This is a genomic window from Bradyrhizobium sp. 62B (assembly GCF_030272265.2).
Taxonomy (GTDB): Bacteria; Pseudomonadota; Alphaproteobacteria; order Rhizobiales; family Xanthobacteraceae; genus Bradyrhizobium.
The window spans coordinates 3,790,694-3,803,267 of the sequence record NZ_CP092841.2; the positions used below are offsets into that span (position 1 = coordinate 3,790,694).

General features: G+C 64.7%; 12 protein-coding genes and 1 tRNA gene. 3 read left to right on the top strand and 10 right to left on the bottom strand.

Annotation, left to right across the window (positions count from 1 at the left end; genetic code table 11):
* Positions 1-103: 103 nt before the first annotated feature.
* The 4 genes from ML401_RS17750 to ML401_RS17765 are packed head-to-tail and all read right to left on the bottom strand — an operon-like array spanning position 104 to position 5,826.
* The gene (locus ML401_RS17750) at positions 104-1,015 is read right to left on the bottom strand and encodes a hydroxymethylglutaryl-CoA lyase (protein WP_285812590.1); all 912 of its coding nucleotides are present in this window, start codon (positions 1,013-1,015) and stop codon (positions 104-106) included.
* A 1-nt stretch (position 1,016) separates the two neighbouring features.
* The gene (locus tag ML401_RS17755) at positions 1,017-3,020 is read right to left on the bottom strand and encodes an acetyl/propionyl/methylcrotonyl-CoA carboxylase subunit alpha (RefSeq protein ID WP_285812591.1); all 2,004 of its coding nucleotides are present in this window, start codon (positions 3,018-3,020) and stop codon (positions 1,017-1,019) included.
* 4 nt (positions 3,021-3,024) lie between these two features.
* Entirely contained in the window at positions 3,025-4,629 is a 1,605-nt protein-coding gene (locus ML401_RS17760) for a carboxyl transferase domain-containing protein (RefSeq protein WP_285812592.1), read from the bottom strand.
* Between the two features lie 24 nt (positions 4,630-4,653).
* On the bottom strand, positions 4,654-5,826 hold the full coding sequence (locus ML401_RS17765) for an isovaleryl-CoA dehydrogenase (protein ID WP_174719194.1): 1,173 nt from the start codon (positions 5,824-5,826) through the stop codon (positions 4,654-4,656).
* A gap of 100 nt (positions 5,827-5,926) precedes the next feature.
* Between ML401_RS17765 and ML401_RS17770 the strand changes: the two genes are divergently transcribed.
* On the top strand, positions 5,927-6,955 hold the full coding sequence (locus ML401_RS17770) for an AraC family transcriptional regulator (RefSeq protein WP_285812593.1): 1,029 nt from the start codon (positions 5,927-5,929) through the stop codon (positions 6,953-6,955).
* A gap of 146 nt (positions 6,956-7,101) precedes the next feature.
* Here the strand turns inward: ML401_RS17770 and ML401_RS17775 are convergent, their stop codons facing one another.
* The 3 genes from ML401_RS17775 to ML401_RS17785 form a co-directional block, all read right to left on the bottom strand.
* A complete protein-coding gene (locus ML401_RS17775) occupies positions 7,102-7,395 on the bottom strand; it encodes a DUF3551 domain-containing protein (RefSeq protein ID WP_211417129.1) in 294 nt (97 codons plus the stop codon).
* A gap of 277 nt (positions 7,396-7,672) precedes the next feature.
* Entirely contained in the window at positions 7,673-8,164 is a 492-nt protein-coding gene (locus ML401_RS17780) for an Lrp/AsnC family transcriptional regulator (protein ID WP_194402174.1), read from the bottom strand.
* Between the two features lie 258 nt (positions 8,165-8,422).
* A complete protein-coding gene (locus ML401_RS17785) occupies positions 8,423-8,728 on the bottom strand; it encodes an ETC complex I subunit (RefSeq protein ID WP_014495449.1) in 306 nt (101 codons plus the stop codon).
* Between the two features lie 256 nt (positions 8,729-8,984).
* On the opposite strand from ML401_RS17785, the gene ML401_RS17790 reads away from it, so the two are divergent.
* Positions 8,985-10,148 carry an OpgC domain-containing protein gene (locus ML401_RS17790; RefSeq protein WP_259210401.1) on the top strand — a complete coding sequence of 388 codons (1,164 nt, stop codon included), beginning with the start codon at positions 8,985-8,987 and terminating at the stop codon, positions 10,146-10,148.
* A 190-nt stretch (positions 10,149-10,338) separates the two neighbouring features.
* Positions 10,339-10,716, top strand: a complete 378-nt coding sequence (locus ML401_RS17795) for a translational machinery protein (RefSeq protein ID WP_285812594.1) — start codon at positions 10,339-10,341, stop codon at positions 10,714-10,716.
* 84 nt (positions 10,717-10,800) lie between these two features.
* On the opposite strand, the gene ML401_RS17800 is transcribed toward ML401_RS17795, so the two are convergent.
* From ML401_RS17800 to ML401_RS17810, 3 genes are all read right to left on the bottom strand, one after another.
* Entirely contained in the window at positions 10,801-10,995 is a 195-nt protein-coding gene (locus ML401_RS17800) for a hypothetical protein (protein WP_194402177.1), read from the bottom strand.
* 787 nt (positions 10,996-11,782) lie between these two features.
* Positions 11,783-11,859, bottom strand: a tRNA-Pro gene (locus ML401_RS17805).
* 97 nt (positions 11,860-11,956) lie between these two features.
* Positions 11,957-12,442: a DUF192 domain-containing protein gene (locus tag ML401_RS17810; protein ID WP_259210404.1), complete on the bottom strand. Its 486-nt coding sequence runs from the start codon at positions 12,440-12,442 to the stop codon at positions 11,957-11,959.
* Between the last annotated feature and the right edge of the window lie 132 nt (positions 12,443-12,574).

Sequence of the window (12,574 nt, forward strand, 5' to 3'; positions counted from 1 at the left end):
GGCGGAAGCGTGCCCACCACCCGGCTCCATCATGAAAAGATGGTGGGCACGGCGCTATGCGCCTTTGCCCACCCACGGCACCTACGCCCGCAATGACGGCGACCTAGGAAGCCGCCCGCTTCTTCTTCGCATTCAGTGCCGACGCCACGCGGCTCACCGGCGGCTTGCCCAGCACACCGGCCATCGCGTTCGTCGCCGCCAGCAGCTTGTCCATGTCGACGCCGGTCCTGATGCCCATGCCTTCGAGCATGTAGACGACGTCCTCGGTCGCGACGTTGCCGGTCGCGCCCGGCGCGTAGGGACAGCCGCCGAGACCGCCGGCCGCGGCATCGATGACGCGGACGCCCTCCTCCATCCCGGCATAGAGATTGGCGAGGGCCTGGCCGTAAGTGTCGTGGAAATGCATTGCCAGCTTTGCGGGGGGAACGTTGGCGGCAACCGCGCGCAGCATCTCCTTCGCCTTGGCTGGCGTGCCGACGCCGATGGTGTCGCCGAGCGAGATCTCGTAGCAGCCGAGGTCGAACAGCGTGCGCGCGAGATCGGCGACGGCCTTCGGCTTGATCTCCCCGTCGAACGGGCAGCCCAGCACGCAGGAGATATAGCCGCGCACCGGTATGCCGTCGGCCCTGGCGCGCGCCAGCACCGGCTTGAAGCGCTCGATGGATTCGGCGACGGTGCAATTGATGTTGGCCCGCGAAAAGCCTTCGGAGGCCGCCGCGAACACCGAGACCACTTTCGCGCCCGCGGCGCGCGCGGCATCGTAGCCCTTCTCGTTCGGGACCAGCACGTGGAATTCAGCGCCCGTCACGTGGGCGATACCGCGCAGCACGGAATCCGAGCTTGCCATTTGCGGGATCGCCTTGGGCGAGACGAAGGCGCCGACCTCGACCGTATCGAGGCCAGCCGCGACCAGGACCTCGATGAAGGCGATGCGGGCTTCGACGCTGACCGGAACCTTTTCGTTCTGAAGCCCGTCGCGCGGCCCCATTTCGACGATGCGGACCTGGTCGCTCATGTCACTCTCCCGCAGGCTCGACCACGGCAAGCTCGATGCCCTCCTGCACGATGTCGCCGACCTTGCACTTGACGGACTTCAGCACGCCGGCATAGGGCGCGCGCAGCGTCTGCTCCATCTTCATCACCTCGAGGGTGAGGATCGGTGCCCCCTTTTCGAGCGTCGCCCCCTCCTCGGCCAGCACGGCGACAACGGTCCCCGGCAGCGGCGCCGCAATCTTGTCCTCGCCGGTGTGCTCCTCGCTCTCGCCCCCGAACGGATCGACCCAATGCAGGTCGAAGCGGCCGTTGCGCGTGCGCAGATACAGCTCATGGCCGTCGATCACGGCCGCGACGGACGATTTCACGCCATCGAGTGTCAGATCGAAGCCGCCATCCTTCGCGGCAATCGTGAACGCCAGCTCGCGCTCCCCGATCACCAGCGTCGACGGCCCGCTGCCGTAGTTCAGGATGATCTTCTGCTCCTGGCCATGGCCGACACGAAAGGCAAAACTGCGCTGGCGACGGCCGACCGGCTGCCAGCCGAATGTTTGCCAGGGCGAATGCGCCTCCGCCTGCGCCGCCTGTCGCTCGTCGTTGATCACAGCGGCCACCGCGGCGCACAGCTCGAGTTCTCCGGGCGCCGGCGACGCAGACGTCAGAACGGCGAGCTCGCGCTCGATGAAGCCGGTGTCGATCGCATTGGTCCGCACCTTCGGGTGCGTCATCAGCGCCGACAGGAACGGGATGTTGGTGACGATGCCGCGAACGTCGGACTCTTCCAGCCCCCTGTTCAGCCGCTCGATCGCGACATCGCGCGTCGGCGCCCATGCGATCATCTTGGCGAGCATCGCGTCGTAATACGGAGAGACGCTGTCGCCCTCGCGATAGCCGGCATCGATGCGCAGGCCGCCGGTTTCCTCCGGCAGCCGCCAGGTCGAAATCCGGCCGACCGACGGCATGAAATTCTTGGTCGGATTTTCCGCGTAGACGCGTGCCTCGACGGCATGGCCGTTGAGCTTGATCTCGTCCTGCTTGAGCGGTAGCGCCTCGCCGAAGGCGACGCGCAATTGCCATTCGACGAGGTCGATCCCCGTGATCAGCTCGGTCACGGGATGCTCGACCTGCAGGCGCGTGTTCATCTCGATGAAGAAGACGTCCTTGCCGTCGGAGACGAACTCGATCGTGCCGGCGCCGACATAGTTCACCGCGCCTGCCGCCTTTCGCGCGGCGGCGCAGACGGTCTCGCGCTGGGCGGCGTTGAGCGTCGGCGAAGGCGCCTCCTCGATCACCTTCTGGTGCCGGCGCTGCAAGGTGCATTCGCGCTCGAACAGCGACAAGAGATTGCCGTGGCTGTCGCCGATCACCTGCACTTCGATATGCCGGGGATTGTCGACATATTTTTCGATCAGCATGCGGTCGTCGCCAAACGCGGCCTTTGCCTCGCGCTTGGCGCTGACGATTGCGGGCCCGAGTTCGTCTGCCGAACGCACGATGCGCATGCCGCGGCCACCGCCGCCGGCGGACGCCTTCACCAGGATGGGGAATCCGACCTTCTCGGCCGCCTTCGCCAGCGTCGCATCGTCCTGGGCCTCGCCGTGATAGCCGGGCACCAGCGGCACGCCGGCCTTCTCCATCAGCGCCTTGGAGCCCGATTTCGAGCCCATCGCATTCATCATCTCGGCGGTCGGGCCGACGAAGACGAGGCCGGATTCGTAGCAGGCCTGTGCGAACTCGGCATTCTCCGACAGGAAACCATAGCCGGGATGCACGGCTTCGGCGCCGGTCTTGCGCGCCGCCTCAATCAGCCGCTCGATATTGAGATAGCTGTCGCGAGCGCGCGCGGGCCCGAGCAGCACGGCCTCGTCCGCGAGCGCGACATGCATCGCATCGCGGTCGGCCTCGGAATAGACCGCGACCGTGCGCAGGCCCATGGCGCGGGCGGTGCGGATGACACGGCAGGCGATCTCGCCGCGGTTGGCGATCAGGAGCGTGCGAAAACGCCGGTAGAGCTTTGAGCGGTCCATCGCATCACATCCTGAACAGGCCGAATTTCGTCGGCTCGATCGGCGCATTCGACGCCGCCGAGAGGCCAAGGCCGAGCACGAGGCGCGTGTCGGCGGGATCGATCACGCCGTCGTCCCACAGCCGCGCAGTGGCGTAATACGGATGCCCCTGGCTCTCATACTGGTCTCGGATGGGCTTGCGGAATGTCTCTTCCTCGTCCTTCGACCAGCTATCGCCCTTGGCCTCGATATTGTCGCGGCGAACCTGGCTCAGCACCATCGAGGCTTGTTCGCCGCCCATCACCGAGATGCGCGCGTTCGGCCACATCCACAGGAAGCGCGGCGAGTAGGCGCGGCCGCACATGCCGTAATTGCCGGCGCCGTAGGAGCCGCCGATCACGACGGTGAATTTCGGCACCGAGGCGGTCGCAACCGCCGTCACCAGCTTGGCACCGTCGCGGGCGATGCCGCCGGCCTCGTATTTCTTGCCGACCATGAAGCCCGTGATGTTCTGCAGGAACACCAGGGGAATGCCGCGCTGGCAGCACAGCTCGATGAAATGCGCGCCCTTCAGCGAGCTCTCGCTGAACAGGATACCGTTGTTGGCGATGATGCCGACCGGATAGCCCCAGATATGGGCGAAGCCACACACCAACGTCGTGCCGTAGAGCTTCTTGAACTCGTCGAACTCGGAACCGTCGACGACACGCGCGATGATGTCGCGGACGTCGAACGGCTTGCGGCCGTCGACCGGCACCACGCCATAGATCTCCTCCGCGGCAAAAAGCGGATCGCGCGGCTTGTGCATGTTGAGGTTCGGCCGCGCGGATGGCTTCAGCGTCCCTACGATGCGCCGGGCGATACCGATCGCGTGGGCATCGTTCTGGGCGTAATGGTCAGTGACGCCCGATTGCCGCGAATGCACGTCGGCGCCTCCGAGCTCCTCGGCGCTGACGACCTCGCCGGTCGCGGCCTTCACCAGCGGCGGGCCGCCGAGGAAGATGGTGCCCTGGTTGCGTACGATGATGCTCTCGTCCGACATCGCGGGAACATAGGCGCCGCCGGCGGTGCAGGAGCCCATCACGATCGCGACCTGGGGAATGCCAGCTGAGGACATTTGCGCCTGATTGTAGAAGATGCGGCCGAAATGCCGCTCGTCCGGAAAGATCTCGTCCTGCAGCGGCAGGAAGGCGCCCCCGGAATCCACCATGTAGACGCATGGAAGGTTGTTCTGCCGCGCGATGTCCTGGGCGCGCAGATGCTTCTTCACCGTCATGGGGTAATAGGTGCCGCCCTTGATGGTGGCATCATTGGCGACGATGACGCATTCGCGCCCCGCGATGCGCCCCACCCCCGTCACGACGCTCGCCGAATGCACGTCGCCGCCGTAGAGCCCGTAGGCCGCGAGCGGCGACAGCTCCATGAACGCAGTGCCGGGATCGACCAGCAGGTCGACGCGCTGACGCGCCAGCATCTTGCCACGCGATGTGTGACGGTTGCGCGAAGCCTCGCCGCCGCCGCCAGCGACTTGGGCGAGCTTTTCGCGCAAGTCTGCGACGAGGCCGCGCATGGCCTCGGCATTGCGCGCAAAGTCAGATGAAGAGGTATCGATGCTGGAATGAAGCGGCATGATGATCCCAATTGTGTGGAGGTCTTAAGCCGTCTCGGCCATCAGTTCGCGGCCGATCAGCATGCGGCGCACTTCCGAAGTCCCGGCGCCGATCTCGTAGAGTTTTGCGTCACGCCACAGACGTCCCACGGGGAATTCGCTGGTGTAGCCGACGCCGCCGAGCGCCTGGATCGCCTCGCCCGCCATCCAGGTCGCCTTCTCCGCGGAATAGAGGATCGCGGCAGCCGCGTCCTTGCGCAGGGTTCGCGCGTGGTCGGCGCGGTCGCAGGCGCGCCCGACCGCATAGACATAGGCGCGCGTGGCCTGCCAGGTCGCATACATGTCCGCGAGCTTGCCCTGCATCAGCTGGAAATCGCCGATCGGCTGGCCGAACTGCTTGCGTTCGTGCATGTAGGGCACCACCGCATCCATGCAGGCCGCCATGATTCCGAGGGGGCCGCCGGACAGCACCGCACGCTCATAGTCGAGGCCGGACATCAGCACCTTGACGCCCTCGCCCACCTTGCCCATCACGTTCTCCTCCGGCACCTCGCACTCGTCGAAGAACAAGGGATAGGTGTTGGAGCCGCGCATGCCGAGCTTGTCGAGATGCTGGCCGTGAGTGAAGCCCTTGAAGCCCTTCTCGACGAGGAAAGCCGTCATGCCGCGCGGGCCGGCCTCCGGATCGGTCTTGGCGTAGACCACCAGCACGTCGGCGTCGCCGCCATTGGTGATCCACATCTTTGAGCCGTTGAGCACGTAGCGGTCGCCGCGCTTGTCGGCGCGCAGCTTCATCGAGACCACGTCGGAGCCGGCGCCGGGCTCCGACATCGCGAGCGCGCCGACATATTCGCCGGAGATCAGCTTCGGCAGATAGCGCTGGCGCTGCGCGTCGTTGCCGTTGCGGCGGATCTGGTTGACGCAGAGGTTGGAATGGGCGCCGTAGGACAGCCCGACCGCGGCCGAGCCGCGCGAAATCTCTTCCATCGCGACGATATGGGCGAGATAGCCCATGCTGGAGCCGCCATATTGCTCCGGCGCGGTCATTCCGAGCAGGCCGAGGTCGCCGAAACGCTTCCACAGGTCGGCCGGGAACAGATTGGCCTTCTCGATCTCGGCGGCGCGCGGGGTGATCTCCGCCTCCACGAACGCGCGCAGCGTGTCGCGCAGCATGCCGATGTCTTCGCCCAGATCGAAATCGATGCTCGGGATGTTCAAGACGATTCCTCCGTATTTTGGGGACCGAACCTAGCGGGGTCAGGGCCCTTCTGCGGTCGAAAAGGTTGCATTTTCCGCCAAACTTGGCGAGGATTTTCCAATGCCCTTTCAAGCCGCAACCGCGATCCCGCGCCGCGCCGTCACCCCTGCCGCCTTCGTCCGCGGCGTGGTTGCCGCCTACGAACGGTACGGCCGCGATCCGACCGAGGCGCTCAGCCGGGGTCAGGTAGCGCCAGACCTTGTCAATTCTCCGGACGGGCGGATCACGGCAGCCCAGTTCGAGGCCCTGGCGGGCCATGCCATGCGCGAGCTCGACGACGAAGCGCTCGGCTGGTTCTCGCGGCGCCTGCCGTTCGGCACGTACGGCATGCTGTGCCGCGCCTCGATCACGGCGCCGACGCTGGAGGTCGCGCTCAAGCGCTGGTGCCGGCATCATCGCCTGATCACCGAGGACGTGCTGCTCGACCTCGAGGTCGGCGAGGAGACCGGGGAGGTCTCCATCCGGGAGCTGCGCGATCTCGGGGCGTTGCGCGAATTCTGCCTGGTCACGCTGCTTCGCTACGTGCTCGGCTTCTCCTGTTGGGCCGTCGACTCCAGGATCGCGCTGCGCGCCGCGGAATTCCCGCACGCCGAGCCTGGCCATGTCTCGGTCTATCCGACCATCTTCTGCCGGAACATCCGTTTCGATGCCGACCGCGCCCGCATCGTCTTCGACAAGCACTATCTCTCGCTGCCGCTGACGCGCAGTCCGAGCGATCTCGACAACATGCTCAAGGGTGCGCTCAGGCTGACCGTGCTGCCCTATCGGCGCGACCGGCTGCTGGTCGAGCGTGTCCGCCGCGTGCTCCGTCATGCGCGCGGTCGCAGCCTCGGCGCCGAGGATGTCGCAAGCGAGCTTGCGCTCTCCACCCGCACCATGCATCGCCGCCTGCGCGAGGAGGCCACCTCGCTGCGCGATCTCAAGGAGGAGGCGAAATTCGAATTGGCAAAGCAGGAGCTGATGCGCGGCCGCACGCCGATCAAGCGGATCGCCGAGATCGCAGGCTTCCGCAACGAGAAGAGCTTTTCCCGCGCCTTCCGCAGCTGGACCGGCGCAAGCCCACGCGAGTTTCGCGGGCGGTATCGCTGAGAGGTCATCGGCAAGAGCGCATTGTGCCTTTCCGCACGATGCCGGGGGCGTGGGCGCTCTGCCGCAGCGACCTGCCCCTCAAACGTTTACGGCCTCCGGGACGATCCCGAAGGCCGTAAAGGTCGAAGCCACCAGTCCGAACCTGATCAGTTCGAGTTGGTCTGCGCGCCGGGCCGAAGCTTGGGATGCTTTGCCTGCTTCGGCTGGAAGGCCAGCGCGTCGTTGGTCTTCGCGCCACCGCTCTGCGCACACACGCCACCGATACCGCCGGCAGCGGCGCGGCAGGCCTCCATCGTCGGATAGCCGCAGCCGTGAGCGGCCTGGGCGCCATTCGTGATGCAATAATCTTCCGCTTTCGCAGCCGGTGCCGTCAGCACCAGAAACGCAGACGCAAACAGCGTCGCGGCGGAAACTGCGAACGTTTTCGAAACCGAGGTCATGTTGTCTTGTCCTAGTTAGGAAGTCCCACATAGAGCTCCCGACATGCGACGCGCGTCGATCGCTCATTCCCCGCATGTAGGCCAATCAACGGAACCATCAATCACGGCTCAGCGCATTGCAGGGATGTGATAATCACATTTCTCAGTTAGGTGATTTGATCAGCATTATAGTGCCGATCCAGCGCGCCTGTGCAGCCCGGCCAGGCCGAAGACGATCGCCTCCAACTTCTTCGCAATTGATCCAAATGCGATGCAGGTCGCCCGGTAGCGTGACCTGCTAACTCGCAGACGCTGCCGCGTCATCCTGCAACGGCAGCGGCACGTCCTTGGCAACACCCAGCACCGGGAAGCTGCGGACGTTCTTCACGTCGGGCATCGCCGCGAAATGCAGAAGCTGCTGGCGCATGCTCTCGACGCTCGGCGCGACACATTTCAGAAGATAGTCGGTGTCGCCGGAAATCCGCCAGCACTGCTGGATGCGCGGGATCGCCGATATCGAGCTCTCGAACGCCTCCAGCACCGGCTGCGCCTGGCTGCCCAGCTGGATCGAGACGAACGAGACCACCTCATAGCCAAGCCGCCGCTCGTCGAGGACGGCCCGCACCGCGCGGATCACGCCGCGGCTGAACAGCGATTTCAGCCGCCGCAGGCAGTTCGGCGCGGACACGCCGACGCGCAGCGCCAGCTCGTTGTTGCGCACCCGCCCGTCCTGCTGCAGCTCGGATAAGATCTTCAGATCGACGCCGTCGAGCTGCTCACGCCCCGCCATCCCCTGCCCTCGTCATGAGCTTGTCACGGCCGCCAGCGAAGCACGCGGGGGAATTGGTGCCAAGAGGCTGGAGCTGCGCATGGCGCGCCCGTGTTCGAGCAGCACACCTCTCAGCGTCATGGCCGGGCATAGCCGTCCGAAGGACAGCGTCGCTTTCCGCTCGCCTTTGTCCCGACCTTCGCCTCGCCGAAGCGGCTTCGGCCGCGCAGGCGGGCCAAGCCCGAGCATGACGAATTCGGCGTACGTGGATGCAGGTGGTTAGTGCGTCCAGGGCTCGCCGCGACGGAACGAGAAATTGTCGGCGTAGGCGACCGGGCGGCGGATCGAATCCTGCGGCTCGATGACCTGGTAGGCGATGCCCTTGCGCTCGCAATAGGCGACTGCCTCTTCCTTGCTGTGGAAGCGGAGCGTGATCTGCTGCTTCATGTCGCCCGACGAGGTCCAGCCCATCAGCGGCTCGACCGAGCGCGGTTGCTCCGGCTCGTAGTCCAGCTGCCATTCCTTCGTCTTGGACCGGCCGGATTGCATCGCGTTCTTGGCGGGCTTGAAAATGCGTGCGGTCATGGGTGGTCCGGGCCTCGCTTTTCGTCTTTCGTTCGATTTCGATGCGTCAGGGTGGCAGTTGGTGCAAACCTCAGGGATAGTATAGAGACACCGGTTGGGAACTGCTTGGTGATTCCGGCCCCCGTAGCCTCTGCGACGGTATAGTCATTATGCTGCACCGTGACAATTGCGTACCCGCCTTCCGCGCCGGGATCCCGCCCGGCGGTACCGTCTCCCCGACCTCAGCCTGTCCGCCCCCCTCGAGAGCTCCCCTCGCATGGCCTTCCTGAACATCAACGCCACGCTTCCCGACAAAGGCCGCGATCTCCGGCTCGACCTGTTTCGCGGCGTCGCGAACTGGGCGATCTTCCTCGACCACATCCCCGACAACGTCGTGAACTGGATCACGACGCGCAATTACGGCTTTTCCGACGCCGCCGATCTGTTCGTCTTCATCTCCGGCTACACCGCCTCCTTCGTCTACGCGCGGATGATGCTGGACCGCGGCTTCCTCGTCGGCGCCACCCGGCTGACCAAGCGGGTCTGGCAGCTCTACGTCGCCCACATCATCCTGTTCGTGATCTATATCGCCTCGATCAGCTATCTGGCGCTGCGCTTCGGCGACAGCGAGATGATCAACGAGTTCAACGTCGCCGGTCTCGTCGACAACGCCACCGAGACACTGCGCCAGGGCCTGTTCCTCCGTTTCAAGCCGCTCAATCTCGACGTGCTGCCGCTCTACATCGTGCTGATGGGGCTGTTTCCGCCGGTGCTGTGGTTCATGCTGCGCAAGCCCGACGTGACGATGGTGCTGTCGATCGTGCTGTGGCTGGTCGCGCGTCATTTCGGCTGGAATCTGAACGCGTATCCGGCCGGCCAGTGGTACTTCAACCCGTATTGCTGGCAGGTGCTGTTCGTGTTCGGCGCCTGGTGTGCGATGGGCGGCGCGCGGCGCTCGATGACGCTGATCAACGCGCCGGTGACGCTCTATCTCTGCCTCGGCTATCTCCTGTTCGCGCTGGTCATGACCATGGCGGGCCGCTTCCCCGCCTTCGGCGGCCTGTTCCCGGAATGGCTGTTCTCGGCCTTCAACCCGAACGACAAGACCAACCTTGCGCCCTATCGCTTCATCCACTTCGTCGTGATCGTGATCCTGGTGATCCGCTTCGTGCCGAAAGAATGGCCGGGGCTGGAATGGAAGGTGTTCGATCCCCTGATCGTCTGCGGCCAGCAGTCGCTCGCCGTGTTCTGCGTCGGCGTGTTCCTGTCCTTCGTCGGCCATTTCGAGCTGTCGATGAGCTCGGGCTCGCTGCTCGCGCAGATCTTCGTCAGCGTCGCCGGCATCGCGATCATGACGACGGTGGCCTATTACATCTCGTGGTCGAAGAAGCAGGACAAGCCGCTGAAGCCGCCACCGCCGAAGCCGGCCACCGCGGCCTGAGCCGGGAACGCTGCCGTTCGGAGCACGCCGTTTGGTCGGCTCGACGGCCGTCGACCGGGATCGATTGACCTGGGTCAACCGGGGGTGGCGCCAACCGGCCTAATGTCGTCGCGACAAGGCGCCGCCGCACCGATGTCGGCGGCCTTCCCTCGGACAAGGCTCAAAGCACATGCCCTCTCATTTTCACGCCGTGGTATGGATCGACCATTCGCAAGCAAGGATCTTCCATCTCGGCCTGAGCGGCTCCGACGAAATCACGTTGCACCCGCAGTTGGCGACGCGTCATCTTCATCACAAAGCGAACGCCGTCGGCAGCGGTCACGCCGCGCCCGACAAGGCGTTCTACGCTGAAGTGAGCAAAGCCCTCGCCGATGCCGGGGAGATTCTCATCATCGGCCCGGCGAGTGCAAAGACGGAGCTTGCCAACCACATTCGCGCCAACGCGCCCGATATCGCCAAGCGCATTGCTGCGGTGGAAGCGGCCGATCATCCCTCGGACGCCGAAATCATCGCCTACGCCAAACGACATTTCAAACTGCCGCTGCCGCGCGTGCAGGCACCGGGATAGTCCGGACGAGCGGCATTCGGCCCGGGCCGGACGGCCTCAGCAACAAGCCGGGGCGCGGTGATGGCTCATTGCGGGCTCATCGCGTCAGGCCGCTTCCTCGCCGTCGAACTCCGTGAATTTCTTGTAGATCCAGTCGCGGCCGTCGTGACGACGCCAGACCTTGCCGTACACCAGCTGCCCGTTGATCGAGCGGCGGGGCACGATCACCGTCCAGAGGTGCCAGATCTCGCTCCAGCTCGACTGCGGCCCGGCGGTTCGGAGATTGTGGTCGAAAGACATGGCATAGAACTCACTGACGCAGAACTCACTGGCGCAGACCTCAACTGATGCGAACGCCGCGACGAATTGTGGTCTTGTGAGAGCACGGTTTGCAGCCCCCGTCGGGAGCCCAGACCGATCTGATAATGATCGCCGGAGCGGCCGCAACAGCCGCTCGTCCTTAACCTAACCGGTCAACCTTACCTCCCGTGGCATGCAGCCACGAGCGGTTGAAAGCCGGCGCCGACTTAACTAGAGTGCGCGCACGATTTGAGAACGACCGTGCCGTCTTGGGCGCGTGGTTATTTGATTGAGCTGACGTCCAATTTTGCGATTGAATTTTCGAGAAGATCGTCAGGGCGACCACAATGAATTTGCAATGTGCACGTCTGCGCCTGGCGCTGCGATCGGCGCCGCCTGCGTCGATCGCGAGAACACCAGCGCAAGACCCGCCGACAGCCGCCAACGACAACCAGATGGTCTGGCCGTTCGTCCCGTTTCCGGCGGGCTGGCACGCATCGGGTTGATTGGCCGGATCTCACAGGAATGACGTCTGAAAAGCGCAACGCCGCGCAAGCGGAATATCATCGCTTGGCGGCGTCCGTTTAGATATTGGGCGCTGAAATCCCCAACACACATATGTCTACGGCGACAGCCAAAGGTTCGATGAGACGCCGGCAATTCCATGCCGGCCAGCGGCCCCAATTGCTTGAAACTTCGCACGGATGTCGCGGAGCGACATCAAGCACCGCCTGTCAGAATCAGGTCAAAGCCGCAGCGAAAAGTTCAGGAAAATCAACGACGGGACTGGTCGGGGCAGCTGGATTCGAACCAACGACCTGCAGTACCCAAAACTGCCGCGCTACCAGGCTGCGCTATACCCCGAATGTCCGGCGAGCCCCGTCGATACACGCTTCCAAAGGCGCCAGCAAGCTTACAAACCAGCGCCAGCACGGCTGCCAGTGCCGCTCGCCGGCCAGCGCTATTTGCTGCCGAACAGCGGGTGGCCGACGCGGTCGCCGGGGCGGATGCCGTATTTCTGCGCCGTTCCCGCCACCACCTCGAGGACGGCCCGGGCCGGCCCCTTGGACGAGATGATCCTGGTCGACAGCGGCTCGGTGTTCTCGGCGATGCGCAGGATGCGGCCGTTGGCGCCGATGAAGATCATGTCGAGCGAGACATAGGTGTTCTTCATCCACATCGAGATTTCTTGCTCGGGATTGAAGTCGAACAGCATGCCTTTGCCGTCCGCAAGCTCCTTGCGGTACATCAGGCCGGTCTGCTTCTCCTCCTCGGTCGTCGCCATTTCGACCGAGAACACCTGCACGCCGTTCTTGGTGACGATCTCCAGCGGCTGGAAGCTGGCGGCGCCGGCGGGCGCGCTGGCGACCGCACAGCCGGTGATGACGAGGATGGCGGCGAGCCAGCCCTTCAGAGCGGACCGGACAGCCTTTCGATCAAAATTCATGGGAGACACTCGAGGCGTGGGACTGGAACGAGTGCTTACGCGGCGGTCGCCGGAAAAGCCAGAGGCGCGCCGGCCTGCCGGCGCGCCTCTATTGCTCACGATTGCGGGATGAAAGCTCGCGTACAATCGAAT

Bases quoted from the DNA above. Each gene is read 5' to 3' on its own strand.
- ML401_RS17800 (WP_194402177.1), bottom strand. From the start codon at position 10,995: ATGTCTTTCGACCACAATCTCCGAACCGCCGGGCCGCAGTCGAGCTGG.
- ML401_RS17785 (WP_014495449.1), bottom strand. From the start codon at position 8,728: ATGACCGCACGCATTTTCAAGCCCGCCAAGAACGCGATGCAATCCGGC.
- ML401_RS17750 (WP_285812590.1), bottom strand. From the start codon at position 1,015: ATGAGCGACCAGGTCCGCATCGTCGAAATGGGGCCGCGCGACGGGCTT.
- ML401_RS17775 (WP_211417129.1), bottom strand. From the start codon at position 7,395: ATGACCTCGGTTTCGAAAACGTTCGCAGTTTCCGCCGCGACGCTGTTT.
- ML401_RS17770 (WP_285812593.1), top strand. From the start codon at position 5,927: ATGCCCTTTCAAGCCGCAACCGCGATCCCGCGCCGCGCCGTCACCCCT.
- ML401_RS17780 (WP_194402174.1), bottom strand. From the start codon at position 8,164: ATGGCGGGGCGTGAGCAGCTCGACGGCGTCGATCTGAAGATCTTATCC.
- ML401_RS17810 (WP_259210404.1), bottom strand. From the start codon at position 12,442: ATGAATTTTGATCGAAAGGCTGTCCGGTCCGCTCTGAAGGGCTGGCTC.
- ML401_RS17760 (WP_285812592.1), bottom strand. From the start codon at position 4,629: ATGCCGCTTCATTCCAGCATCGATACCTCTTCATCTGACTTTGCGCGC.
- ML401_RS17790 (WP_259210401.1), top strand. From the start codon at position 8,985: ATGGCCTTCCTGAACATCAACGCCACGCTTCCCGACAAAGGCCGCGAT.
- ML401_RS17755 (WP_285812591.1), bottom strand. From the start codon at position 3,020: ATGGACCGCTCAAAGCTCTACCGGCGTTTTCGCACGCTCCTGATCGCC.